The organism is Desulfatiglans parachlorophenolica (genome assembly GCF_055394735.1).
Genome location: NZ_AP042460.1, coordinates 3,001,828 through 3,025,930, shown reverse-complemented (window position 1 = coordinate 3,025,930; position 24,103 = coordinate 3,001,828). Strand labels below are relative to the sequence as shown.

At 60.2% G+C, this 24,103-nt stretch carries 28 protein-coding genes; 16 read left to right on the top strand and 12 right to left on the bottom strand.

Features of this window, described 5'->3' with window-relative positions; translation table 11 throughout:
* Position 1: 1 nt before the first annotated feature.
* The 6 genes from ACZ500_RS14220 to ACZ500_RS14195 form a co-directional block, all read right to left on the bottom strand.
* On the bottom strand, positions 2-391 hold the full coding sequence (locus tag ACZ500_RS14220) for an ATP synthase subunit I (protein ID WP_464228002.1): 390 nt from the start codon (positions 389-391) through the stop codon (positions 2-4).
* Entirely contained in the window at positions 391-609 is a 219-nt protein-coding gene (locus ACZ500_RS14215; protein ID WP_464228001.1) for an AtpZ/AtpI family protein, read from the bottom strand. Before ACZ500_RS14215 ends, ACZ500_RS14220 begins: the two co-directional genes overlap by 1 nt.
* A gap of 85 nt (positions 610-694) precedes the next feature.
* Positions 695-1,981 carry a glutamate-1-semialdehyde 2,1-aminomutase gene (hemL, locus tag ACZ500_RS14210; RefSeq protein ID WP_464228000.1) on the bottom strand — a complete coding sequence of 429 codons (1,287 nt, stop codon included), beginning with the start codon at positions 1,979-1,981 and terminating at the stop codon, positions 695-697.
* Between the two features lie 59 nt (positions 1,982-2,040).
* Complete coding sequence (gene ahbB / locus ACZ500_RS14205) at positions 2,041-2,577, bottom strand: siroheme decarboxylase subunit beta (RefSeq protein WP_464227999.1); 537 nt, start codon at positions 2,575-2,577, stop codon at positions 2,041-2,043.
* Positions 2,578-2,927: 350 nt separating this feature from the next.
* Positions 2,928-3,068 carry a hypothetical protein gene (locus ACZ500_RS14200; RefSeq protein ID WP_464227997.1) on the bottom strand — a complete coding sequence of 47 codons (141 nt, stop codon included), beginning with the start codon at positions 3,066-3,068 and terminating at the stop codon, positions 2,928-2,930.
* 5 nt (positions 3,069-3,073) lie between these two features.
* Positions 3,074-3,289, bottom strand: a complete 216-nt coding sequence (locus tag ACZ500_RS14195; protein WP_464227996.1) for a hypothetical protein — start codon at positions 3,287-3,289, stop codon at positions 3,074-3,076.
* Between the two features lie 41 nt (positions 3,290-3,330).
* Here ACZ500_RS14195 and ACZ500_RS14190 point away from each other — a divergent pair, with 41 nt between their 5' ends.
* The gene (locus tag ACZ500_RS14190) at positions 3,331-3,702 is read left to right on the top strand and encodes a DnaJ family domain-containing protein (RefSeq protein WP_464227995.1); all 372 of its coding nucleotides are present in this window, start codon (positions 3,331-3,333) and stop codon (positions 3,700-3,702) included.
* Between the two features lie 73 nt (positions 3,703-3,775).
* On the opposite strand, the gene ACZ500_RS14185 is transcribed toward ACZ500_RS14190, so the two are convergent.
* Positions 3,776-3,934, bottom strand: coding sequence for a hypothetical protein (locus tag ACZ500_RS14185; protein ID WP_464227994.1), 159 nt, complete (start codon positions 3,932-3,934; stop codon positions 3,776-3,778).
* A gap of 29 nt (positions 3,935-3,963) precedes the next feature.
* On the opposite strand from ACZ500_RS14185, the gene ACZ500_RS14180 reads away from it, so the two are divergent.
* The 8 genes from ACZ500_RS14180 (at position 3,964) to ACZ500_RS14145 (ending at position 12,264) form a co-directional block, all read left to right on the top strand.
* Positions 3,964-5,013, top strand: coding sequence for a branched-chain amino acid ABC transporter permease (locus ACZ500_RS14180; protein WP_464227993.1), 1,050 nt, complete (start codon positions 3,964-3,966; stop codon positions 5,011-5,013).
* A 17-nt stretch (positions 5,014-5,030) separates the two neighbouring features.
* The gene (locus tag ACZ500_RS14175; RefSeq protein ID WP_464227992.1) at positions 5,031-5,180 is read left to right on the top strand and encodes a hypothetical protein; all 150 of its coding nucleotides are present in this window, start codon (positions 5,031-5,033) and stop codon (positions 5,178-5,180) included.
* A 97-nt stretch (positions 5,181-5,277) separates the two neighbouring features.
* Positions 5,278-6,153 (top strand): branched-chain amino acid ABC transporter permease, encoded by an 876-nt coding sequence (locus ACZ500_RS14170; protein ID WP_464227991.1) that lies wholly within the window; start codon positions 5,278-5,280, stop codon positions 6,151-6,153.
* Between the two features lie 46 nt (positions 6,154-6,199).
* A complete protein-coding gene (locus ACZ500_RS14165) occupies positions 6,200-7,396 on the top strand; it encodes an ABC transporter substrate-binding protein (protein WP_464227990.1) in 1,197 nt (398 codons plus the stop codon).
* A 112-nt stretch (positions 7,397-7,508) separates the two neighbouring features.
* Positions 7,509-8,333, top strand: coding sequence for an ABC transporter ATP-binding protein (locus tag ACZ500_RS14160; RefSeq protein ID WP_464227989.1), 825 nt, complete (start codon positions 7,509-7,511; stop codon positions 8,331-8,333).
* Between the two features lie 38 nt (positions 8,334-8,371).
* Positions 8,372-9,139, top strand: coding sequence for an ABC transporter ATP-binding protein (locus ACZ500_RS14155; protein ID WP_464227988.1), 768 nt, complete (start codon positions 8,372-8,374; stop codon positions 9,137-9,139).
* A gap of 4 nt (positions 9,140-9,143) precedes the next feature.
* Positions 9,144-10,952: an AMP-dependent synthetase/ligase gene (locus ACZ500_RS14150; protein ID WP_464227987.1), complete on the top strand. Its 1,809-nt coding sequence runs from the start codon at positions 9,144-9,146 to the stop codon at positions 10,950-10,952.
* 13 nt (positions 10,953-10,965) lie between these two features.
* Complete coding sequence (locus ACZ500_RS14145) at positions 10,966-12,264, top strand: helix-turn-helix domain-containing protein (protein WP_464227986.1); 1,299 nt, start codon at positions 10,966-10,968, stop codon at positions 12,262-12,264.
* A 130-nt stretch (positions 12,265-12,394) separates the two neighbouring features.
* On the opposite strand, the gene ACZ500_RS14140 is transcribed toward ACZ500_RS14145, so the two are convergent.
* Together ACZ500_RS14140 and ACZ500_RS14135 are read right to left on the bottom strand one after the other, a co-directional pair.
* Positions 12,395-13,978, bottom strand: coding sequence for an FMN-binding glutamate synthase family protein (locus tag ACZ500_RS14140; RefSeq protein WP_464227985.1), 1,584 nt, complete (start codon positions 13,976-13,978; stop codon positions 12,395-12,397).
* A 313-nt stretch (positions 13,979-14,291) separates the two neighbouring features.
* Positions 14,292-15,002 (bottom strand): GAF domain-containing protein, encoded by a 711-nt coding sequence (locus tag ACZ500_RS14135; RefSeq protein ID WP_464227984.1) that lies wholly within the window; start codon positions 15,000-15,002, stop codon positions 14,292-14,294.
* 524 nt (positions 15,003-15,526) lie between these two features.
* Here ACZ500_RS14135 and ACZ500_RS14130 point away from each other — a divergent pair.
* Positions 15,527-16,114, top strand: a complete 588-nt coding sequence (locus ACZ500_RS14130) for an NUDIX hydrolase (protein WP_464227983.1) — start codon at positions 15,527-15,529, stop codon at positions 16,112-16,114.
* Positions 16,111-17,280 (top strand): GHMP family kinase ATP-binding protein, encoded by a 1,170-nt coding sequence (locus tag ACZ500_RS14125; RefSeq protein ID WP_464227982.1) that lies wholly within the window; start codon positions 16,111-16,113, stop codon positions 17,278-17,280. Before ACZ500_RS14130 ends, ACZ500_RS14125 begins: the two co-directional genes overlap by 4 nt.
* Here ACZ500_RS14125 and ACZ500_RS14120 read toward each other — a convergent pair.
* The 3 genes from ACZ500_RS14120 to ACZ500_RS14110 all read right to left on the bottom strand — a co-directional run bounded on the left by ACZ500_RS14120 (position 17,235) and on the right by ACZ500_RS14110 (position 20,201).
* Positions 17,235-17,702: a hypothetical protein gene (locus ACZ500_RS14120; protein ID WP_464233140.1), complete on the bottom strand. Its 468-nt coding sequence runs from the start codon at positions 17,700-17,702 to the stop codon at positions 17,235-17,237. The genes ACZ500_RS14125 and ACZ500_RS14120 overlap by 46 nt on opposite strands.
* Before the next feature lie 164 nt (positions 17,703-17,866).
* Positions 17,867-19,096, bottom strand: a complete 1,230-nt coding sequence (locus ACZ500_RS14115; RefSeq protein ID WP_464227981.1) for a type IV pilus twitching motility protein PilT — start codon at positions 19,094-19,096, stop codon at positions 17,867-17,869.
* Between the two features lie 22 nt (positions 19,097-19,118).
* Complete coding sequence (locus tag ACZ500_RS14110) at positions 19,119-20,201, bottom strand: type IV pilus twitching motility protein PilT (protein ID WP_464227980.1); 1,083 nt, start codon at positions 20,199-20,201, stop codon at positions 19,119-19,121.
* Positions 20,202-20,596: 395 nt separating this feature from the next.
* On the opposite strand from ACZ500_RS14110, the gene ACZ500_RS14105 reads away from it, so the two are divergent.
* From ACZ500_RS14105 to ACZ500_RS14085, 5 genes are all read left to right on the top strand, one after another.
* Positions 20,597-20,761: a hypothetical protein gene (locus ACZ500_RS14105; protein WP_464227978.1), complete on the top strand. Its 165-nt coding sequence runs from the start codon at positions 20,597-20,599 to the stop codon at positions 20,759-20,761.
* Between the two features lie 52 nt (positions 20,762-20,813).
* Positions 20,814-21,011, top strand: a complete 198-nt coding sequence (locus ACZ500_RS14100) for a hypothetical protein (protein ID WP_464227977.1) — start codon at positions 20,814-20,816, stop codon at positions 21,009-21,011.
* A gap of 93 nt (positions 21,012-21,104) precedes the next feature.
* Complete coding sequence (panB, locus tag ACZ500_RS14095; RefSeq protein WP_464227976.1) at positions 21,105-21,938, top strand: 3-methyl-2-oxobutanoate hydroxymethyltransferase; 834 nt, start codon at positions 21,105-21,107, stop codon at positions 21,936-21,938.
* Between the two features lie 10 nt (positions 21,939-21,948).
* Positions 21,949-22,911, top strand: a complete 963-nt coding sequence (locus tag ACZ500_RS14090) for a ketopantoate reductase family protein (RefSeq protein ID WP_464227974.1) — start codon at positions 21,949-21,951, stop codon at positions 22,909-22,911.
* A gap of 5 nt (positions 22,912-22,916) precedes the next feature.
* Complete coding sequence (locus ACZ500_RS14085; RefSeq protein ID WP_464227973.1) at positions 22,917-23,867, top strand: NAD-dependent epimerase/dehydratase family protein; 951 nt, start codon at positions 22,917-22,919, stop codon at positions 23,865-23,867.
* Positions 23,868-24,103: the final 236 nt, after the last annotated feature.

The window sequence follows — 24,103 nt, the reverse complement described above, 5'->3', positions numbered from 1 at the left end:
TCTAGACAACCTCCTCAGAAGATGTTTTCCAGACGAGACGCAAGGCCAGGTGGACAATGCTGATGACGACGATCGACAGCCCGACGGCCAGGCCGACGGGATTTACCAGATCCCGCGTGATCAGTACGTACATCAGAAAACCCAGGGCCAAAAGGCGCAGATAGAACTTCACGATGATGGATCTGCGGCTGACCTGCAGGGTACCTTGCGATGAAAATCCGCACCGGATGGTGTGCTGCAGGACGTTGAAATTGGCGATGATCAGCAGTCCGCCGATCAGGACGCCCAGCGTGAAATGAGGACTCATGACGAAAAAACTGGCCGCACCGAGCATCATCAGGATGAGCCAGTTCTGAATCCTCAAGGTTTTAAAAAGGCTGTCCCACTCCATCAAAGGTCCTTGGCTTTCTTATAGAGAATCTGCAGGTTCCGGAAAGCCGCTGCAATACCGAATGCGAGAAAGATATAAAAAAACCACGGCTCGGTTCCGAATTTCCCGTCGATATAGTGACCGATCAAGGCCCCGAGGCCGATCGAAAGAGCCATGGCAAGGCCCACGGTACTGATGTAACCCAAGGCCTTGACCGTTCGTTTCAGGTCTTCATCCATTGCTTGCGGCCCCTCCTGCCGAGTGCGCCGACGGCTTTAAGACCGCTTGGTCTTTAGCACACGTTTTTAAAAGAAGTCAATCTTTTTAGTGCAGTTTATCGAAGGCGGCCGCAGCGCAGGCGATGGTTTTTTCGAGGCTCGCCGGATCGTGCGCGAGGGAGACGAAGCTGGCCTCGAACGGTGAGGGGGCCAGGTATATGCCGCAGGCGAGCATGAGCCGGTAATAGGCTACGAACCGCTTTTTGTTGCATTGGAGGGCCGTTTCGAAGTTCGTCACGGGTTTGCCGGTGAAAAACAGGCTGCCCAACGAGCCCGCGCGGTTGATGACGACGGCGATCCCGGCGGCCTCGGCGGCCTCGGCAAGTCCGTCGAAGAGGCGGGCGCCGGCCGTTTCGAGCCTGTCGTAGACGCCCGCCTGCCCCAGCAGCTCGAGGGTCGCTACGCCCGCGGCCATGGCCAGAGGGTTGCCGGACAGGGTCCCGGCCTGATAGACGTTTCCTTCCGGCGCGATGCCGCACATGATCGCCTTCCGTCCTCCGTAGGCCCCCACAGGCAGTCCGCCGCCGATGATCTTTCCGAGGCAGGTCAGATCGGGCATGACGCCGTAAAGCTCCTGTGCGCCGCCCGGGGCCACCCGGAAGCCGCTGATGACCTCGTCGAAAATAAGCAGGCTTCCGTAAGTTTCGGTGATCGTGCGCAGGCCCTGGAGGTATCCCGTGTGCGGGAGAACGACCCCCATGTTTCCGGGGATCGGTTCGACGATGACCGCGGCGATCTCGGGCCCGTATTTCAGGAAGGTCGCTTCGACGGCATCCAGGTCGTTGAAGGGGAGCGAAAGGGTGTGCCGCGCGAGGTCGGCGGGTACCCCCGGACTGCCGGGGATCCCCAGGGTGGCCACCCCGGAACCCGCCTCCACCAGCAGGCTGTCGGCATGGCCATGGTAGCATCCGTTGAACTTGACGAGTTTGTCCCGGCCCGTGTGTGCCCTGGCCAGGCGGATGGCGCTCATGGTGGCTTCGGTGCCGGAGTTGACCATACGCACCATTTCGATCGAAGGAACCCGGTCGACGATGGCGCCGGCCATCGCCACCTCGAGCGGCGTGGGTGCGCCGTAGCTGGTTCCACGGTGCAGGGCCTTTTCGAGGGCTTCGATGACCTTCGGATGCCGGTGCCCGAGGATCATGGGGCCCCATGATCCCACGTAGTCGATATATTCGCGTCCTTCGACGTCCCAGATGCGGCATCCTTCCGCCTTGTCGATGAACAGCGGCGCCGTCAGGCCGACGGCCTTGCAGGCCCGGACAGGGCTGTTGACGCCCCCCGGGATATAGGTTTGCGCCTGTCGGAACCATTCGGTCGAGTTTCGTTCCATACTGCGGATAGCCTCCCTCCTGTGGTGTGACGAGACCTTCTGGCGGATGATGACATGGGCTAAAAATAGGCCATGCTGGTCTTCTTGAATTCTTTTTCGCTGAAAAGCAGGGTGTAATCCCGGATCTGAATAGCCTCCGACATCTCGCGGGCCGTCCGGTGGCACGCCTCCCGGCTGCTTCCATGGACCATCGCGTAAAGATTGTAGGGCCAGTCGCCCTGGGGCGGTCTGTGATAACAATGGGTTACGGCCGAGAAGCTTGCCAGGGCCTCTCCCACCTCATCGATGCGGTTCTCGGGCACACGCCAGGCCACCATGGCGTTGGCGCCGAACCCGGCCTCCTGGTGGCGGAGTGTGGCCCCGAACCGGCGGATGGTTCCATGGTCCTTCAGGCGGCGGATCCGCTCGATCACTTCGCCCTCCGGGATTCCAAGCCGTGCCGCAATGACGGCGAAAGGCCGGGGTTCCAAGGGGATGTCCCCCTGGATCTGGGAGATGATCTTTTTGTCGGTGGGGTCGATCATAGCGTTTCCCTGCACCGGATCCGTAAGGTTTTTGCCGGTGCCGATGGCAAAAAGGTTGAATATCATGGACATAACCGACGGGGCCCGCTCTTGTCAAGCTGGATATCGTCCATCCGGAAATGACGATCCGGTGCGACCCCATTTCCGGATTGGAAACGCGGTTTCAGGGTCGGATCAGCGATTTGGCTTGAAATCCTGTCCATAATTGTATAAATGTACTATCAGTCGGGGAGTGGTTGTCCAACACGTGCGTCTGCTCACGGCGTCGCCTGCGGATGCTCACGGTCTGGCCGAGGTCGAGAATATCAGGCGTTTGCGCAGAGGCAGTTTCCGATCCGGAAATGAGGAATTTTTCTTCACACGCTTCGCGTGCTCAGTCCTACCGCTTCGCGGCGGGTCCCGGTTTGCCGATATCAAGGAAATCAAGCGGTTGCGCGGAGGCGACCTTCTAGGTCGCCGCACAAGCAAACGTGCAGATCGACGCCGAGATTGGCAAAAAAGACCATTTCCGGATGTACCACCCAGTTTCCGATCCGGAAATGAGGATTTTTTGCCAATATCAAGGAAATCAAGCGGTTGCGCGGAGGCGACCTTCTAGGTCGCCGCACAAGCAAACGTGCAGATCGACGCCGAGATTGGCAAAAAAGACCATTTCCGGAGGGGAACCATTCGGAAAGCCGTATTCCGGCCCCGGACTTGACGCATTGACGGATATGAAACATACCCCCCCCGGGTACGAAGATTGCGTGATCGCTCTTTTGCACGGGGCGTTCCGGCGGGGCATGGGCCTTTTTTCGACACAGGAGGAGCGTTTTTCGCACGCCTATGTTTGCATTCGACAAGATCGCCGAGCGGCGCATTCAGGAAGCCGTGGACCGGGGGGAGTTCAATGACCTGCCCGGCCGGGGGAAGCCTCTTCAGATCGAGGATGACAGCGGGATCCCCGAAGATCTCAGGATGGCCTATAAGATTCTGAAAAACGCGGACTGCCTTCCGCCGGAACTACAGCTCAAAAAGGAGATCCGCCAGATGGAAGATCTGCTGGATGATATTCCGGACGAGAAGGAACGTTACAAGCTGATCAAGAAAATCAATTATCGCATCATGAAACTCAACATGATGGGGCGTAAGTCACCTTTGCTGGAGGAAACAGAGATCTACTATCATAAAGTCGCCGACAAGCTAGCGGGGAAGTAAACGCCCGGAGGGTCGGTTCAAACCGGCCCGGCGAGTGTGCCCGGCATCTCGAAAACGGTTCTGCTCTGCACGTTCATTCGCCTTCCGAGACATGGATCATTAGGGGGTTTCCCTCCGAACAGGAGGGTTTTTTGCCAATATCCGGGAAATCGAGCGTTTGTGCGGAGGCGACCTGGTGGTCGCTGCACAAGCGAACGTTCAGATGGATGCCGAGACTGGCAAAAGGGGCCATTTCCGGAGGGGACCAGGGAGTACCCGCACATGGACATGAAGAGGGATTACTATGAGGATGTCCAGCTGTTCAGTTCCGGCGTCGTTGTTTTCTGGTTTCTCCTTCTGATCGCATTCCTGGTTTTTTTCCCTTTTTTCGCCAAAAACTACTACATCTATATGGCCAATTACATGGCCATCAACATCCTCGTGGCGGTGGGCCTGAACCTTCTGGTCGGGTACACGGGGCAGATCTCCCTGGGGCATGCGGGGTTCTTTGCCCTGGGCGCCTACGGCACCATCATCCTGATGTCGAAGGTCCATCTCCCTTTCATTCTGGCTCTCCCCGCTGCGGCGCTCGGTTCGGCGCTTTTCGGCTTTCTCCTCGGGCTCCCCGCCCTGCGCCTGGAGGGGCCCTACCTTTCGATCGCTACCCTCGGGTTCGGCCTGACGATCACCCAGGTGATCGGGCGGATCGAGCTGTTCGGCGGGCGGCAGGGCCTGCATACGCCGGACCTCGTTATAGGACCCTGGCGTTTGGACACCGACCGTGATTTCTACTACCTTCTGGTAACCATCACCCTCATTTTGACGGTGGCCGCGCGCAACATCATCAAGACGAAGGTGGGGCGCGCCTTTATCGCCCTGCGTGATGCGGATGTCGCCGCCGAAACGATGGGGGTGAATCTGACGCTTTACAAGACGCTGGCCTTTGCCGTGAGCGCTTTTTACACCGGTATCGCCGGCGGGCTCTACGCCTTCGTCCTGCGTTTCATCGAGCCGGAGATGTTCAGTCTCCTCATGTCCATCATTTTTCTGGCCATGGTGGTCGTAGGGGGGCTCGGTTCTATCTTCGGGTCGATCGCGGGGGCGTGCCTCCTCAGTTGGCTCGACCTCGAACTGCGCAACATCCTGAGCATCCCCTATCTGGGCGAATGGCTGCAGGCGCTTTCGCAAAGCTATTTTTCGATCACCGGGGTTTCGAATATCCAGTTTATCGTTTACGGGTCGATCATGGTCCTGATCATGATCTTCGAGCCTCTCGGGATCTATGGGTTCTGGATCCGAACCAAGCTATACTGGCGCACCTGGCCTTTCTAGCTCGTTTCCATCCGGAAATGGTCTTTTTGGCCAATCTCGGCGTCGATCTGCACGTTTGCTTGTGCGGCGACCTACAGGTCGCCTCCGCACAAACGCTTGATTTCCTTGATATTGGCCAAACCGGGACCCGCCGCGAAGCGGTGGGACTGAGCACCCGAAGGGTGTGAAGAAAAATCCTCATTTCCGGATTGGAAACTGGGTTCTACCGCGAAATCATTTCCGGATGGAAACTAGCTCGTTTCCTTCCGGAAGCAGGAGAAAGATATGCTCGATTTTATGCAGATGCTCGCGAGTGGCGTGGCTGTGGGGAGTTCCTACGCCCTCATGGGGCTTGCCATGGTGATCATCTACAAGACGAGCGAGGTGGTCAATTTCGCACAGGGGGAGATGGCGCTCCTTTCGGTCTTCATGACCTACATGGGCCTCGAGTATTACGGGGTGCCCTTTTATGCCGCATTCCCTGCGGCGCTCCTCTTCGCCCTTTTCCTCGGCTTCTTCCTCGAATTCGCGGTGCTGCGCCGCGCCAAGGAGCCGAATGCCCTCGGGATGATCATCATCACCATCGGCCTCGAGATGATCCTCATGGGGCTGGTTTCGTGGAAATTCGGGGCTGATCCGAAGACCATGCCCTTTCCCCTTTCGCCTTACGAGAGTCTGATGATCGGAGAGGTCTTCATCAGCGCGCTCGAAGGGTTGACCTTTGTCGTGGCTTTGACGGTCATGGTGGTGCTCTTTCTCTTTCTGAGATACTCGAAACTGGGGGTGGCCATGAAGGCCACCCAGCAGAACCCGATGGCCGCCCGCCTGATGGGGATTCGCACCAACCGGATTCTGATGTTCACTTGGGGGATTTCTTCGGTGGTGGGATGTCTGGCAGGGCTTCTGATCGCCCCGACCACCATGCAGCCCTACATGATGTGGGACCCCATGCTGAAGGGCTTCGCCGCGGCCGTCCTCGGAGGGATGACCTCTTTGCCGGGGGCCGTTTTCGGCGCCTACCTGATCGGCGTCATCGAAAATCTCTTCGGCGGGTACGTCTCGATCGAGTTCAAGTCCTCGGTGGCTTTTTTCATTATCGTTCTGGTCCTATGCTTCAAACCGAGCGGGCTTTTTGCCCGGCATTATGTGAAGAAGGTGTGATGTGAGGCTTCATTGGCATAGACGAAACACGAAAAAGGAGGGAACCATGCTGAAGAAAGTCTTGGGGATGGGGTGTCTGGCGGCGTGTCTGGTTCTGCTACTGGGTTTTTCGGCCGCTGCCGAAGAGGGCGTCACGGATACGGAGATCCACATCGGGCAATGGGGCCCTCAGACTGGACCGGCTGCGCCCTGGGGCGCGGTGGCCCGGGGGACGGGTGTCCTGTTCGACATGATCAATGCCGAAGGGGGCATCCACGGCCGGAAGATCGTCTATCACATGTTCGATGACGGGTACAACCCGGCCAAGACCAAGGCGGGCGTGAAGGAACTGCAGGAAAGCGTCGGGATCTTCGCCTGGGCCTGCGGTGTGGGGACGGCCTGCGGGCTTTCGGTCAAGGACTACCTGATGGAGAGGAAGATCCCCTGGGTGGGCCCGGCGGCCGGTTCGCTCCATTGGATCAGCCCGCCCGAAAAGGAGCTTTTCGCCGTCTACCCGCTTTACTATATCGAGGCGAAGGCCCTTTGCAACTATGCCGTCGACATCCTCGGCAAGAAGCGCGTCGCCATCGCCTATCAGAATGACGATTACGGCAAGAACGGACTCGAAGGCGCCAGGAAGGAGCTGGCCAAGTTCGGTCTGGATCTGGTCGCTGCCGTGCCGGTCGAAAAGGCCGACACGGATATGAAGCCCCATGTCATGGCGCTCAAGAAGGCCGAGGCCGATATGGTGCTCTTGTGGGTCACCCCTGTCCACGCGGTGAAGATCCTCGGCACGGGGACGGCCATGCAGTTCAAGCCGCAGTGGATGAGCACGAGCACCTGCTCCGATTTTCCCCTCATGTACACCATCAGCAAGGGGCTCTGGAAGGACGTGATCGTCGCGAACTTCGCCGAGTTGCCGGGCTCTGGCGACCCCTTGATGCTCAAGTACCGTGAGGCCTATTCGAAGTTCGCCGCCAAGGACGAGCGCTGGGGCGTCTTTTTTTACGCCGGGATCGGTTTTGTCGAACCGATGGTCGAGGGGATCAAGCGCTGCGGCCGCGAGTTGACCCGGGAGCGCTTCGTGAAAGAGATGGAGGGGATTCAGAACTTCAAGGGGATTTTCGGTCAAATCAGCTACAAACCCTATGACCGCAACGATCCGATGTCCCGCCAGGGGCAGAAGGAGGTCTTCCTGAGTCAGTGCCTCGAAAACGGCGAATCGAAGCAGTTGACCAACTGGTTTGCGCCTTCGATGGACTAGAGTACAGGCCGAAACAGCCGTCCCGCCGTTCCGCCGTCTATCCGGGAGGGTCACCTCTCCCCGGGACAGACGGTCGGTGGCGGGACATATCCCACCCAGCAGCGGAGCGTGCATGGGCTTTTTCCGTGTAGAACGCCTTTCGATTGCCTTCGGGGGTTTGCAGGCCCTGGAGGAGGTGAGCTTCGAGGTGCCGAAGGGGTCCATTTTCGCTGTCATCGGTCCGAACGGCGCGGGGAAAACGACCCTCTTCAACTGCATCAACGGCATTTACCGCCCCGATGCCGGCCGGATCGTTTTCAAGGATACCGAAATCCAGGGGAAAAAACCGGATCGCATCGCCCGGTTGGGCATTGCCAGGACCTTTCAGAACATCGAGCTTTTCTCGCGCATGACCACGATGGAAAACCTCATGCTGGGCCGTCATATCTTCATGAAAAACGGCCTTTTCAGGGGTGCCTGGATGTGGGGGCGGCGCTCCTTTGCGGGTCGTGAAGAGGTCCGGCACAGGCGCGCCGTGGAAGAGATCATCGATCTGCTGGATCTGCAGGCGGTGCGCAACAAGTTTGTGGGGGCGCTCCCCTACGGCACGCAGAAACAGGTGGAGCTCGGGCGGGCGCTTGCCCTCGAGCCCGAGCTGCTGCTGCTCGACGAGCCCTGCGCGGGGATGAACTCCGAGGAGAAGCAGGACATGATCTTCTGGATCAAGGATATCCAGGATGAGCTCGGGGTGACGATCCTGTTGATCGAACACGACATGAAGATGGTGATGGACATCTCCGAGCGCATCCTCGTGATCAATTTCGGACGTCCGATCGTCGAGGGCACGCCGGATGAGGTCACGAACCACGCCGAGGTCTTGCAGGCCTACCTCGGGGAAGATGAGCCGGCGAGCGGCAGCGGGATGGCGGGTGCCGGAGCGGGCGTTTCTCCATTCTGAGATGCTGGATCCATGATCCGTTCCATACGAGGCGGCCTTTGCTCGAGATCAAGAACATCGAGACCTATTACAATCTGATCTACGCCCTGCGGGGGGTTTCCCTCACGGTCGAGGAGGGGACCGTCACGGCGATCCTCGGCAGCAACGGTGCGGGCAAATCCACCGTGCTGAAGACCGTCATGGGGCTGATCGAGGATCAGCCCGACAAGGGCACCATCGAATTTCAGGGACGCCGCATCGACGGTAAGGATACGGAGGAGATCGTCCGCAGGGGGATCTCTCTGGTGCCTGAGGGGCGCGAGGTCTTCGAGGAGTTGACGGTGCGGGAGAATCTGCTCATGGGTGGGTACACCCGCAGGGAAAAGAGCGGCATCCGACAGGATTTCGATCGGATATACGAGCATTTCCCCGTCTTGCGGAGCCGTGCGGATCAGTGGGCGGGGACGCTTTCGGGCGGCGAGCAGCAGATGCTCGCCATCGGGCGGGCCCTGATGGCCCGGCCCGCCTTGCTGCTCCTGGACGAACCGTCCCTCGGGCTTTCCCCCATCCTGGTGCGCGAGATCTTCGGAATCATCCAGGCGATCAATCAGAGCGGCGTCACGATCCTACTGGTGGAGCAGAATGCGCGCATGGCCCTCGGGATTTCGCACTTCGGGCTGATCCTCGAAAACGGGCGCTTCGTCATGAAAGGGCCCTCGCAGGAGTTGATGCAGGACCAGGACGTGCGCGAGTTCTACATGGGGATCCGCTCCGAGGCATCGGCCAAGGGGTATCAACGCTGGAAACGCAAAAAGCGCTGGAGATGACGCATTGACCGACCAGACAGTCCCGGCCGTCTTCAAGGCGACGGTCGAACGCTACGGCCCCCGAGTGGCCCTCAGGCAGAAGGAGTACGGCATCTGGCACGACATCTCCTGGGATGAGTACTATCGGAGGGCCTCCCGGGTGGCGGCCGCCCTTATTGCGATGGGGCTTCGGAAAGGGGAGTGCGTTTCCATCATCGGCGACAACTGCCCCGAGTGGGTGATCGTCGATCTGGGCATTCAGTGCGCGGGCGGGGTCGCGGTGGGGGTCTATTCGACCAATGCCTGGCCGCAGGTGGAATATGTGATCGAACACTCCCAATCGCGCTGCTTCTTCGTCGAAAACGAAGAGCAACTGGATAAATGGCTGAATTTCCGGGATAAAACGACACGCCTCGAAAAGGTTGTCGTCTGGGATCTGGAAGGCCTCAGGCACTTCGAGGACCCGATGGTGATGACCTTCGAGGAGTGGCTCGAGCAGGGGAAGGTGGCGCTCGCCAAGGACCCGCAGATGGTGGAGCGCCGGATGCGCGAGGTTACGCCCGACGACCTTTCGGTTCTGATCTACACGTCCGGGACCACCGGGCCGCCCAAGGGGGCGATGCTGACCCACCGGAACGTCACGTGGATGGGGAGTACGATCACCACCGACAACCCGATGTTCGACAGGGACGAGGTCATGTCCTTCCTGCCGCTCTGTCATATCTTCGAGCGCATTTTTTCGGTCTTCGCTCAGATCACCTACGGGTACACCGTCAACTTCATCGAGAATCTGGACACCGTCACCGACAACATGATGGAGATCTCGCCCACGGTGGGGTACGCCGTCCCGCGCATCTGGGAAAAATACTACTCGGCTATCTACATCCGCATGTCGGATGCCACCTGGTTCAAGCGCATCGTCTTCGGGCTGGCCCTCAAGGTCGGGAAGAAGCGGGCCGACCTGCGCTTGTCGTTCAAGAAGGCGCCGCTTTACCTGGAGCTGCTCTACCGCCTGGCTTATCTGGCTGTTTTCAGAAAGCTCAAGGAGCGCCTGGGCTTCGACCGGCTGCGCGTGGCCTACTCCGGGGCGGCGCCGATTTCGCCCGATGTCCTCAAATTCTTCCAGTCGATCGGTGTGAACCTGATCGAGGGCTACGGGCAGACGGAAGGGACGGGTGTCACCTGCGTTTCCAGGGTGGGAAGGGTCAAGTTCGGCACCGTCGGCCCGCCGTTGACGGGGACGGATGTCCGCATTGCCGATGACGGCGAAATCCTCGTACGCTCGCCGGGTGTCTTCAAGGGGTATTACCGTGATCCGGAGGCCACGGCCGCGACGCTCAAAGACGGCTGGCTCTACTCCGGGGACGTGGGCGAACTCGACGAGGACGGCTATCTCAAGATCACGGACCGCAAGAAGGACATCATCGTCACCGCCGGGGGAAAGAACATCACACCGCAGTATATCGAGAACAAGCTCAAGTTCAGCCCCTATATCAACGACGCGGTGGTGATCGGCGACAAGCGGAAGTTCATCAGCGCCCTCGTCATGATCGACGAAGACAACGTGGTCAAATACGCCCAGGACCATAAGGTCCAGTTTTCCACCTACGGCGACCTCACCCAGGATCCCCAAATCATCAAGCTCATCCAGGGGGAGGTGGACGCCGTCAACGAGACCCTGGCCCGGGTGGAGCAGGTGAAGAAGTTCACCATCCTGCCGAAGAAGCTCTACGAGGAGGATGGAGAAGTCACGCCGACCATGAAGGTCAAACGGAAATATGTCAACGAGGCCTTCAAGGACCTGATCGAGGCCATGTACCGCAAAAGCGGGTAAGGGAAACCGCGCAATGACCAAAAGGATACCAGTGGCGTCGGGGGTCGAAGATCTCGATCGGCTCCTGGGGGGGCTTTTTATCGGAGACAATGTAGTTTGGCACGACGATGCGGGCAGTCTGGCCTCCGTCTTTTGCCTCAATTTCATTCAGGCCTCCCAGGTACAGAACCGTCCGATCATCTACGTCAGCTTCGACCGGTCGCCGCGGAACCTCCTGGACAAACTGGGTTCCCTGTCCGAGAGTCCTTTCTTGACCATCCTCGACTGCTTTACCTATGGGAAAGGGGACGGCTCGGAGGTCTTCCTCCGGTTTTACGAGCGGCCGGAGGAGGAATGGCCCTGCCGGATCATCTGCGTGAAGGAGCCGCGGAAGGTCGAACGGGTGAAGGACGCCTTCTACGGGGTTCATGCCACGATGGAAGGGGATGTGCGCTTCGTCTTCGAGAGCCTGACCGGGATGCAGGAGTTGTGGGGCGGCGAGGAGCACATCCGTGATTTCTACAGCCATTCGTGTCCGCGCTTATACGAATTGAACACCATCGCCTACTGGATCCTCGAGAAGCGTGCGCATTCCGCGCGCCTCAAGGCCCAGATCAACCAGATCGCCCAGGTCGCGATCGACCTCTCGGTCAAGCGGGGCAGGACCTCGCTGACGGTCCTCAAGGCGGAAAAGCGAAACCTGGATACCCTCGACAAACCCTTTTCCTATTGGTCCAGGGACCTGACGGTCACGTTCGAGTCGGAGCGACGATCCACCGGGCGTTTGGACATCGGCCCGCGGCTCAAGGAGCTTCGGACGCGGCGCGGCCTGTCCCAGACCGAACTCGCCAAGATGGTCGGCGTGACCCCGAGCACCATCTCCCAGGTCGAAAGCAATCTAATCTATCCCTCGCTTCCCGCGCTGTTGAAGATCGCCGAGGTCCTGTCGGTCGAGATCGGCGCCTTTTTTCGCGGGGAGGGCGAGGAGGACCACCCGGTGGTCTTCCGGGAGGCGGAAGGGTTGGATGTCAGGCTGGCTGCTCTGCCCGAAGGCAGTGTAACGGCAAGGCTCCTTACCCCGTTGGACCTGGAGCCGAAAGCGGAGCCCTACCTCCTGGAGATCCGGCCCAGGGGAAGCATCCATAACCATTTTATGACCCACAAGGGTGAAGAAATGGGGTATCTCCTTTCCGGGAGGCTTCAATTTACCCTGGGAAAGGGTGTCCATAACGTGGAGGAGGGGGATGTCATCTATCTCACGAGCGGGATGCCGAGCCAGTGGAAGAACCCCGGTCCTGAACCGGCCCGCCTGCTATGGATCAAGATCCGCTGACGGGCTGGAGCTGCAGAGGCCAAAAAAAGCCGGAGTGCAAGCACTCCGGCTTTTTTTGGCTTGGGGTGACCGTCTCGGCGGGATACCTGGAGGCCCCTGCCGGAACGGTCTGCCGTATTCCTGAGGACGATCAGGCGTCTATGACGGCCAGGGCCTCGTCCCGATAGGCGTTCATGATGTAGGGTATGCCGGTTATCTGGGCGCCTTCTTCCGTCAGGGATGCGAGGTCTCTCCGGTTGATCAGGTCGACCCGCCACTTGCGGGCGCCGGCCATGAGCTGCTGAAGCCCCACGCGGAGCTTTTCGCCGGCGCTGTAGATGCCGATAGCCCCGAGCGGAAAGTTCTCTACCTCTTTCCCGTAAGTGGCTTTGAGGTCTTCATAGCAGACGAAGATCTCTTCTTTGGTGGTGCCGTACTTGGAGACGGTCGAGGGCAGCCCGCCGTCTTCGCCCTGGAGCCAGCGGCCGATGTTCTTGCCCACCATGCCCGGGATCATCAGGGCTCGGCCCATGCAGACAGCCTTGCAGTATGGGGCGCCAAGGGCCAGGGCCTTGAAGATGTGGTCTTCGCTCGAGAACCCGCCCGCAAAGGCGATGTCCGGCACCCAGCGGCCATTCCTGGCGAGGCGTTCGCACAGCTCGTAGGCCATGGAATGCAGGTAGATCGAGGGGATGCCCCACTCCTCCATCATGCGCCAGGGGCTCATGCCCGTTCCACCGGGTGCGCCGTCGATGGTCAGGAGGTCGATCTTGGCGTCCGAGGACCAGCGGATGGCCATGGCCAGTTCCCGCATCGGGTAGGCTCCGGTTTTCAGGGTGACCCGTTTGGCGCCCAGCTTGCGCAGCCGCTCGACCTCCCTCATGAAGCCTTCCTGGTCGACGAAGCCCAGGCGCGAGTGGCGCTCGAACTCCTTGATGGCCCCGTCTCTGAAGGCCGCCTGGTTGGGCGGGCTTTCGGGGTCCGGAGTGACGATGTAGCCGCGCTTCTTGAGCTGGATGGCCCGTTCGAGCGAGTTGACCTTGATTTCGCCGCCGATGCACTTGGCGCCCTGGCCCCACTTGAGCTCGACGGTCTCGACGCCGAGCTTGTCGATCACGTACTCGGCCACGCCAAGCCGCGTGTCCTCGACGTTCATCTGGACGAGGATGTCGCCGTATCCGCTGTGATACCGGCGGTATTCCTCGACGCGCCGCCGCATGTCGGGGGCCTCCTTCACCTTCCCGTTGGCGTCGAATTCGAGGCCGGGGTCGATGCCGCAGACATTTTCCCCGCAGACGAGGCTGATGCCCGTGATGGCTGCGCCGATGGCGAAGTGCTCCCAGTTCTTGCGCGCGATCTCCGTGCTGCCCAGGGCGCCCGTGAACATGGGGATTTTCATCCGGACCTTGTCGGTGGCCCCGAAGGCCGTCTCGGTGTTGACGCTTGGAAAGGTGGCGTGGTCCGGGTCGGCCACGGTGCCTTCGGCCCCGAGGGCGTATCCCATGATGTTCAGGTGGGAATAGTCGACCGGATAATCCTTGCCGGAGCCGGCGGTGATGTCGCCGAAAGGCGTGGGATACAAAAGTTCACGGCTGCGAAAGGTGGCGTTGAAGAGATCGCAGTTGCCTTTGCACCCGTCCACGCAGCGGGTGCAGATCCCCGATTGGGGCGCCACGTCGCGGGAGCGGTTTTTGGTCTGCAGGGACTCGTTCGAATTCGGTGTGCATAGGTTCATTTTGGTATCCTCCGTTTAAACTGATAAGGTGAAAAACAAAAAAAGGCGTCTCCCCGTGAAGGGGCAGACGCCTTTGTCCTTAATATGGTTCAACCCGCACGCCATTGTGCAGGTTTCATCCACGCTTTAAAATGTTTAATTATCTTAGTGAGGATAATGCTTTCTGTCAAGGAATTTTTACTTGAAGCAAGAGGATTTTTTCAGCAGGGCTTAAAAGACCGGGCCGAGGCGGGTGGCGGAGCGCAGCATCGGAAGAAGGCCCGGTCGTTGGGGCTGTTTGCCGTTTCAGGAAGGGAACGGCTAAGCGGCTCGCCTACAGTTCGTCCGAGAGGAGGACCGCTTCGGCTACGTAGCGGATGGACTTCCGGCTGTCCATGCTCCGCTTCTGCAGCCAGCGATGGGCCTCGTCCGCCTTCATGTTGCGCCGGCGCATGACCACTTCCTTGGCCCGTTCCAGGAGCTTGCGCGTTTCGAGCTCCTCCTGGATGACCTTCGTCTGGACCATCAGTTCGGTGTTCATGATCGCGACGGCAGCCTGGTTCGCGACGGCGGTGATGAGGTTCACCTCGGTCTGCGAAAAGTCGTGCGGTTCGGAGGTGAAACAGTTCAAGACGCCGATGACCTGCTGATCCTTCCCGTGCATGGGGATGCCCAGCATGGACACGAGCCCCAGTTTGCGGGCCATATCCTTTTCTTTGAAGCGCGGCTCCTTGAGCACGTCCCGCAGGATCAGCGGCTGCTTGTAGGTGGCGACGTAACCCACTACCCCCTCGTCCATGCCGAGAGAGCGGTCCTTTACATAGTCCGGGTCGATGGCCTGGGTGGCCTTCAGGCGGATCTTCGGCGGGGCGATACTCTCATCGACCATCCAGAGGGAGCAGATCTCTACACCGGTGACCTTGGCTGTCACCATCACGATGAGCTTCAGGATGTCCTCCAGGTAGAGGTCGGAGGTGATGGCCCGGCTGATATCCGTCAGGCCCTTGATATATTTTTCATAGGTTTCCGGGGTGATCTGTTCCATCGATCCGTCTTCGCGGTTCGGCCCGCACTACGGGCGCCGCGTGAAAGTCTCCAGTTGGAAGGTTTTACATTCTAGAGTCCATTCGAAAATGATGATCTAGAACGGCCAGGTTTGCAATCCGGAAATGAGGATTTTCTCTCGCCGGCTTCGCCGCATCGATGTACCTCAACCCTTTCTGCCTGCCCATTCCACGACTGGGGACCGAAAAGGCGGCTTCTGCTCAAGAGTGTGATATTTACAATGATTCCAGTGCGTTATTCTTGTCGACCTGAACGGTTGATGCATCGGCAGGCGGAATGACAACTCGATCCTTATACACCTGAAAAGGCAGCGGTTCAATCCTCTTGATGGACGTGATCGATCGGATGCCGCTGCTGCTTTCGATTGACGGTGTGTGGGCCGGCTCCCTATAATCCGACCTGGAAAAGGCGGAATCGACGGGGTGACATGGGACGCCCGGGGGCCGGGCCGGCAGCGCCCGGCAGACCGATGTGCATTGCCAGATGCTGAATGGGAGGATGAGCATGGATACAGACGATCGATCGATAGAGGTGGTGGCGCACGAAGATGTCTACCAGTGCCGGGTATTCCGATTGGAGCGGGAGCGGGTGATCCTCGGCAACGGCACCGAGGTGAGCCTCGATATCATCCGGCATCCTGGCGCTTCGGCGATCCTTCCGCTGACGGGGGACGGGAGGCTTCTGATGCTCCGGCAGTATCGGCACGCGGTCGGCGGCTTCATCTGGGAGATTCCGGCCGGCACTTTGAATCCGGGGGAGGATCCCTTGACCTGTGCGCGGAGGGAACTCGCGGAGGAAACGGGTTTCCGTGCGCGCAGCATGGAGAAGATCGGCGAGATTACGCCGCTTCCCGGTTATTCGGACGAGCGGATTCACTTGTTCGTGGCCGCCGATCTGGTGCCGGCCGAGCAGCGGCTGGACGAGGACGAGTGGCTTCAGGTGGAGCCGCTGCCGATCGACCGGGTGATGGAGATGGTCCGGGAAGGCGCGATTCAGGACGGAAAGACCCTTTGTGCGCTGCTTTTCCTGGGGCACGGGGCGGGCGGAAGGCTGCATCCCGCCGCGGCGGAAGAGATCAGGGGGAAGCGATGATATCAGCCCGAAGAGCTATCCGGGGTCTGATCGAGGAGAGGACCCTCAGGGCCTCGGCCCCCTGCCGTATCGATGCCGGCGGGACCTGGGACATCAAGGCGATGGCGCTTCCTTTCGAGGCCGCCGAGCCGACGACCGTCAACATAGCGCTCGATCTGAGGACGTCCGTCACCGTGTCTGCTCATCGCGAGGGCCTGGTGAAGATCACCTCCAGGGGCTTCGAGGGGGAGGTGGAGGCCCCGAGCGGCCGTTTTCCCCTGAGGCCGCCTTTCGGCGCCTATTTTGCGGCGGCGGCCCATTTCGGGGTGGACGGGATTCATATCCACATCGACTCGGCCTCCCCCGTGAAGTCCGCTTTGGGGGGTTCGAGCGCGGCCCTGGTGGCCCTGATCCGGGTGCTGGGTGAACTTGCGCGGAGGGCTTCGGGCGGAGGTGCGCCCGGCAGACAGGAGATCCTGCTGCTGGCCTATCATCTGGAAGACGCCCTGCAGGGGGGCTGCGGCGGTATGCAGGATCAGGCGGCGGCGGTCTTCGGGGGCGTGTCGGAGTGGCGCTGGGCCTACAGCCGTCCGGCCAGGCCCTTTACCCGTAAGCGCCTCCTCGACGGCCCGGGGCGCAGGGCGCTGAACCGCAGGATGCTTGTGGCGTTCAGCGGTCAAGAGCACGTTTCGGTTGCGACGAACCGCAAGTGGGTGGAGGATTTCCTGGAAGGAACGACCCGGGATGCCTGGCTGGAGGCGAACCGGGCCGTTTCGGACTTTGCACGCGCGATCGAAGGGCGGGACTGGGCGGAAGCGGCCCGTCACCTCCGGCGGGAGATGGGGGTCCGGCGCGGCATCACGCCCGAAGCCCTCATCCCTGAGACGGAGGCCCTGATCGACGAGGCAGAGGCTTGCGCCTGCGGGGCGCGGTTTGCAGGGGCGGGGGCCGGCGGGTCTCTCTGGGCCATCGGCCCGGAGGAGGCCATCGACCGGCTGCGCATAGCCTGGCGGGTCAGACTCGCTGGCATCCCCGGGGGTCAGCTGCTGGACTGCGTAGCGGATGGCCGGGGCGTAAGGATCGAAACGGTTCGGGATAAGGACGGTCGCGGGGATTCAGCCGAAAGGAGCGATGGGGGAGGTCAGGTCCGGCCCAGTTCGGCCATCGTATCCAGGAAGACCCGGTAGAATCGTTTCTTGCTGGAAAGTCCTTTGGTGAGCCAGGTCTCCAGCTGCGGCAGGTCCTGAGGGTGGATGACCAGGTCGGCGCTCAGCGCAAATGCCCCCATGGGATCCTTTGTCTTGAATCCGGGGGTCAACACGGCCAGAAGGATGTGGCGCCGGACCGACATGGACAGGCTGTTCAGATAGTCCAGCACGGGATTCTTGCAGGCAACGGCGCCGTCGAAAGGATCCGCCATGAGGACCAGATCGAAGGGGTACAGGCGCAGGCTGTCGATGGCGGTGGCGGGTGTGGAGGCGGTGACGGTCCTGTATCCAATATCCTGAAGTATTCGATTGATATGAGTGGCTTGGGCTTCATCGGCGGAAAGGATCAGCGCCAGGTCGGCCGTTTCGTCGAACGATCCGGATCCCCGATCGCTCAACACGGGGACGGACCGGGGGGACGGAGATTCGCCGGGTGCGCGATTCCCCGGCTCGATTGCAGGGGGTCGTCCCGCATCGTTTGGAGGGGAGACCCTCTGGCGGGTGCTGCATCTGGGGCAGGTGACAAAAAGGGCCTTGCCCGGGGGAATGTCTTCTTCTCTGACCTTCAGTCGGGATCGGCAGGATTCGCAGGTGATTTCCATAACAAGGCCTCGTAGAGTTTCTTGCCCCTCTCGCGGTTGCCGTATTCGAGGTCCAGTTCGAGGTCCGTGATGGGGGAGGTCGATTCGCCCTTGCCGGCCCGGATCGTGTCGAGCGCCCGGCCGACCACGGACTTTCGCGAGGCGTAGCTCATGGCGGTTTCCTCCGTAATCAGCCCTTTCTCGAACAGTTCGACGATGCTCTGATCGAAGGTCATCATGCCGAAGGGGTGTCCGGCTTCGATGATTTCATAAAAGGTCTTTCCCTCCGATTCTCCGTTCAGGATGGCATCCCGAACCCGCAGATTGGTCCTCATGATCTCGAAGGCTGCAACGCGTCCGCCTCCCGCCTTGGGCAGCAGGCGTTGGCATGCCACCCACCGAAGGGTTTCGGCCAGCCGGATCTTGATCTGGTGTTCCTCGTCCTGGTCGAACATTCCGAGGATCCTGTAGATGGTCTGCCCGGCGTCCACGGTGTGGAGGGTGCTCAACACCAGATGACCGGTTTCCGCGGCCGTCAACCCGATTTCGATCGTCTCCCGGTCTCGCATTTCCCCGACGAGGATGACCTTCGGCGCCTGGCGCAGTGCCGCCCGCAGGCCTGAGGCGAAGGATTCGAAGTCGGTCCCCAGTTCGCGTTGGTTGAAGGTGGCCTTTCTCTGTGGGTGAACGAACTCAACCGGATCTTCCAGCGTCACGATGTGGACCGCGTCTCGCTGGTTGATCTCATCGAGGATCGCGGCGAGCGAGGTCGTTTTGCCGGTTCCTGTCGCGCCGGTGATGAGGATGATGCCGTTACGGCATTCGGTCATCTGGTGAAAGGCCCGGGGCAGTCCGAGATCCTCGATGGCGGGCACCTCGTCTGGCAGCAGCCGCATGACAATGGAATAGCAGCCTTTTTGAGAGAAGATATTGACCCTGAAACGCCCTTTCCCTGGAAGCTGGTAGGAAAGGTCACAGGAGCCTTCCGTCAGCAGCCTCCTCAGGAGGCGCCGGTCCCCTTCAAGCAGGTTGAGGGCGAACGCCTCTGTCTGAAAGGGTGTCAACGCCTCGATGGCCGGGTGGACCGGGGCTGGGACGAGGATGCCGGAGGTCTCGACCTGAAAAGGCTTCCCCACCGTTATGTTGATGTCCGAAACCTCGGCTCCCGTCTCGAGTATCCTGTTCAGAATGTAGTCCACGTCCCTTTTTTGCATGATGGAGCGGTCCTTCCTTTACCTATACCTCGGTGAAATCGGCGGGTGGATGTGTCAGGAAAGGCAGGAATCGAGATTTGTCCGTGGATTTGGAATAGGCGTCTTCAGGAGCGATGATCTTCTGGTTGAGCAGGTTCAGGATGGCGTCATCGAGGGTCTGCATGCCGTATTTTTTGCCCATCTGCAGCATGGAGGGGATTTGAAAGGTCTTGCCTTCACGGATGAGGTTTCGGACGGCCGGCGTGGCGATCAGGATCTCGAGCGCCGCCACGCGGCCCCGACGGTCGGTGCGTTTGAACAGGGTCTGACTGATTACGGCCCGCAGATTGTCCGCCAGGGTGTTGCGGATCTGCTCCTGTTCATTTTCCGGGAAGACCTCGATCATCCGGTCCACGGTCTTGGAGGCGCTCGATGTGTGCAGGGTGCTCAGAACCAGGTGGCCCGTGGCGGACGCCTCGATGGCGAGGGCGATGGTCTCCAGATCGCGCATTTCCCCCACCATGATCACGTCGGGATCCTCACGCAGAGCCCCCCGCAGGGCGATGGAGAAGGAGCGTGTGTGCCGGCCCACCTCCCTGTGGTTGATGATTGCCTTGTCGCTATGATGTACGAACTCGATGGGGTCTTCGATGGTGATGATATGGTCTTTGCGAGTGCGGTTCACTTCATCGACGACGGCCGCAAGCGTGGTGGACTTGCCGCTGCCGGTCGGCCCTGTCACCAGGACGAGCCCGCGGGGGAGCGAGGCGAGCCGGCGGATCACCGGAGGCAGGCCGAGTTCCTCACAGGTCAGGATCCTGGAAGGGATTTCACGAAAGACGGCGCCGACCCCGCTCCGCTGCTGGAAAAAATTGGCGCGATAGCGTGCGAGCCCCGGGATCTCGTACCCGAAATCGACGTCTCCCGTCTCTTCGAACGCCTTGATCTTGTCCTCCGGTGCAATCTCGTAGAGCATGGCCTTCAGGGAATCGTTTTCGAGGATCCTGTACTTGATCCGTTCGAGATCCCCATGAATGCGCAGGACGGGCTGCTGACCCGTAACCATGTGGAGGTCGGAGGCCCCCTGTTCGTTCATGAGTTTGAAAAAAGCGTCGATCTGGGCCATTCTGGGACTCGTGACGTCCAGGGGTTGAGAGGTCCGCTGCAGGATTCCGGACACTCGACGTTTTGTCTGGAACTGCAGCAGGGTCATTCTGGAAATGAAAGGCAGGCAGCGGGAGTTTCCGGACCGGGACCGAGCGGTTTGAACTGGATGGAGAAAACACTGGTTTCATCCGGACGCAGCCTGGAGGTCACCGCTCGGTCGACGGTAGGGGTGGGTGCCGATGTCTGCCTGCATGACGGGTTTCCGATGAAACAGGAGTATACACGTCCCCTCTGGTTTGCGGCAACCTTAAAATGTCTGTACGGGGATTTCGAATGCCTTTCGAGGGCGCTGCTCAATAAGGTTGACAACGCTGTGCCGTTGACATAGACGTGATAGATAGTTTCCATTCGGAAATGGTCTTTTTGACCAATCTCGGCGTCGATCTGCACGTTTGCTTGTGCGGCGACCTGCAGGTCGCCTCCGCACAAACGCTTGATTTCCTTGATATTGGCCAAAAATCCTCATTTCCGGGTTGGAAACTTTGCCGCGCTGGATGCTCTTTTCCGGATGGACACTAAAGAGAATGGGAAATGACAGCTGTGTCGGCAGCCATGGGCTTCCGGACAGTTTTTGCAGGAGTCGGTTTCCATCCGGAAAGGGTCTTTTTTTGCCAATCTCGGCGTCGATCTGAATGTTTGCTTGTGCGGTGACCAGCAGGTCGCCTCCGCGCAAACGCTTGATTTCCTTGATATCGGCAAACCGGGACCCGCCGCGAAGCGTGTGAAGAGAAAATCCTCATCTCCGGATGGGAAATGTGCATGTGGCTGATGATCGTTTCTGGCTGGATATCCTATAAGGACTTTTGGGTGTGGAGGGTTGACGCCACCGCGGCCTCCGGGTACGCATCGAGAGGAGGGACCAATGGAACGGAAAAAAGTGACGATTGCAGGTTTGCAGGCTAAAAAGGCGGCGGGGCAGAAGATCACCATGCTGACGGCCTATGACTATACTTCTGGGGCGCTGGCCGATCAGGCCGGGATCGACACCATTCTGGTGGGCGATTCCCTGGGTATGGTCATGCTTGGGTATGATTCGACGGTCCCCGTGACGATGGACGAGATGATCCATCACTGCAAGGCCGTGCGCCGGGGCGTGAAGAGCGGTTTCATCCTCGGGGATATGCCCTTTCTCTCGTATCAGGTGAGCGAAGAGAAGGCCGTTGAGAACGCCGGCCGCTTCATCAAAGAAGCGGGATGTGAGGCCGTCAAGCTCGAGGGCGGCAGCGAGATGGCGGGGGTGATCCGGGCGATTGTAAAGGCGGGGATTCCGGTGTGCGGGCACATCGGGCTCACACCGCAGACGGCGACCAAGCTGAGCGGCTTCAAGGTTCAGGGCAAGGACGCCGAGAGCGCCCGGGAACTGGTCCAGGCGGCCAGGGACATGGAGGCCGCCGGTGCTTTCATGATCGTCATGGAATGCGTCCCGGACGTCCTGGGGGCGCGTATTACCCGCGAATTGCGCATCCCCACGATCGGGATCGGCGCCGGGCCCGACTGCGACGGACAGGTCCTGGTTTATCATGACGTGTTGGGGCTTTTCGAACGCTTCACACCGAAATTCGTCAAGCAGTACGTCAACCTGGCGCCCCAGATCCGCGAGGCCCTCGCCCGGTACAGGCAGGATGTCGAGAGCGGCGCCTTCCCCGGCCCTGAGCACGTTTTTTCGATGAGTGCCGACGAGGCCGAAAAGATTTGAGGGGTTGCCCATGAAGATCCTGGTTGTTGGCCCGGGGGCGGTGGGGTGTCTGTTCGCGGCCCGGTTCCGGAAGGCCGGTTATGACGCCACGCTGCTCGATTACCGGCCGGAGCGGGCGGATCGCATCAACAGGGAAGGGATTTTCATCGAAGGAATCCTAGGCGATTACAGGGTCGAAGTGCCTGTCATCACGCCCGAAGCGCCCTCGAGGCCCGATCTGGCGCTGATCTGTGTCAAGGCCAACCAGACGCGGCAGGCGGCCGAGCAGATCGCGGATTGGCTGCCGGCCGAAGGGAGGGTGCTCACGCTGCAGAACGGGCTCGGCAATTTCGAGGTTCTCCAGGATGTCTTCGGTCCGGAGCGGGTCCTCGGCGGGATCACGGCCGAGGGCGCGACGGTGCTGGGCCCCGGCCGTATCCGGCATGCCGGCCGCGGGGATACGGTCATCGGCCCTGATCCGGGGCGGGACGAAACGATCGAACAGATCGCCGAAGCCTTCAGACAGGCTGGCTTTGCGATCCGTACGGCCGAAAGGGTCGATCAGCTCATATGGGGGAAACTGATCGTCAATGCCGGGATCAACGCCCTCACGGCGCTGCTGCGGGTCAAGAACGGGCGCCTGCCGGAACTGCCGACCGTCTCCCGGTTGATGGACGATTTGGTGAGGGAAGCGACGGCCGTGGCGGCTGCTCGGGGGATCACCCTTCCCTATCCCGATCCGATTGGGCGCGTCATGGAGGTGTGCCGCGCGACGGCGGACAATATCGCCTCGATGCTGCAGGATGTCCTCAAAGAGCGCCCTACGGAGATCGCGCATATCAATGGGGCCATCGTCACGGAAGGGGAGCGCTGCGGGGTCTCAACACCCATCAACCGCGCCCTGACATGGCTGGTCCAGGGACTTGAGAACAGTTACGCGGAGCGGGTTCCGGACCCAAAGACTTCGCCGGGGGATCGAACGGGGGCAGGATGAGGATCATGGTGACGGGAGGGGCCGGGTTCATCGGTTCCAACGTGGTGGATGGATATCTGGCCGAAGGCCATCAGGTTTCGGTGGTGGACGATCTCTCGAGCGGCAGGCTTTCCAATGTCAACCCCGGCGCCCGCTTTTACGAAGCGGACATCCGCTCTGCGGAGATCTTCGAGATTATCGCGCGCGAACGGCCGGACGCATTGAACCACCATGCGGCACAGATCAGTGTGCCCGCATCCGTGGGCGATCCGGTTGCGGATGCGGATATCAATATCAAGGGTCTTCTGAACCTCCTCGAGGCCGCGGTGCGCTCCGGGGTGAAAAAGGTGATCTTCATCTCTTCGGGAGGGGCGATATACGGGGAGGCCGAGGAATACCCCACATCCGAAGACTGCCTGCCGAGGCCGCTCTCACCCTATGCGGTCGCCAAATACGCTTCGGAGCACTATCTCGCGTATTATCGGCATCAGCATGGCCTGGATTACTGCGTCCTGCGCTATGCCAATGTCTATGGGCCGAGGCAGATTCCCAAAGGGGAGGCCGGTGTCGTGGCCATCTTCATGAACAATCTCCTGAAGGGTGAGCCGTCGCTGCTCTTTCATTTCCCCGGAGAGGAAGACGGAATGGTCCGGGATTACTGCTTCGTCGGCGATATCGTCAGGGCCAATATCGCCGCACTCTCGCACGGAGGGGGCGGTTGTTACAACATCGGTACGGGGATGGAAACACGGACGCGCGATTTGTACCGTACGATCTTCAACAGCCTCGATGCCCTGCGGGGACCGATCGACCCGCAATTGGCCACCCCCCTGTTGAGGGAAGCCCGTGCCGGTGACCTTCGCCGCAGTTGCCTGCGGGTCGGGAAAGCGGCTGAATACCTGGCGTGGACGCCTCTCAAACCCCTTTCGCTCGGTGTCATGGAGACTTGGTCTTGGCGCTTGAGCCAGCCTCTGTAACCTTTTCCTTTTTTTCCTTCCCGGTCTATTGACAAAAAGCGATGCCGTATTAGCTTTAACCGTTGTCTGATTTCGGTGAAACGGGGGGGCTCCAGGCGCCTTCGCCGGGGTGTGGTTGGCAAAGCGCTTGAATGCTCATGGGCTGCTTTCTGTTTAAACAGGCTTCCTGGAAAGGCCTTGTTGAAGGTCATCGCTTGTAGGCAGCGTTTCGAACAGGTGCCCGACAGGAAAGGAAG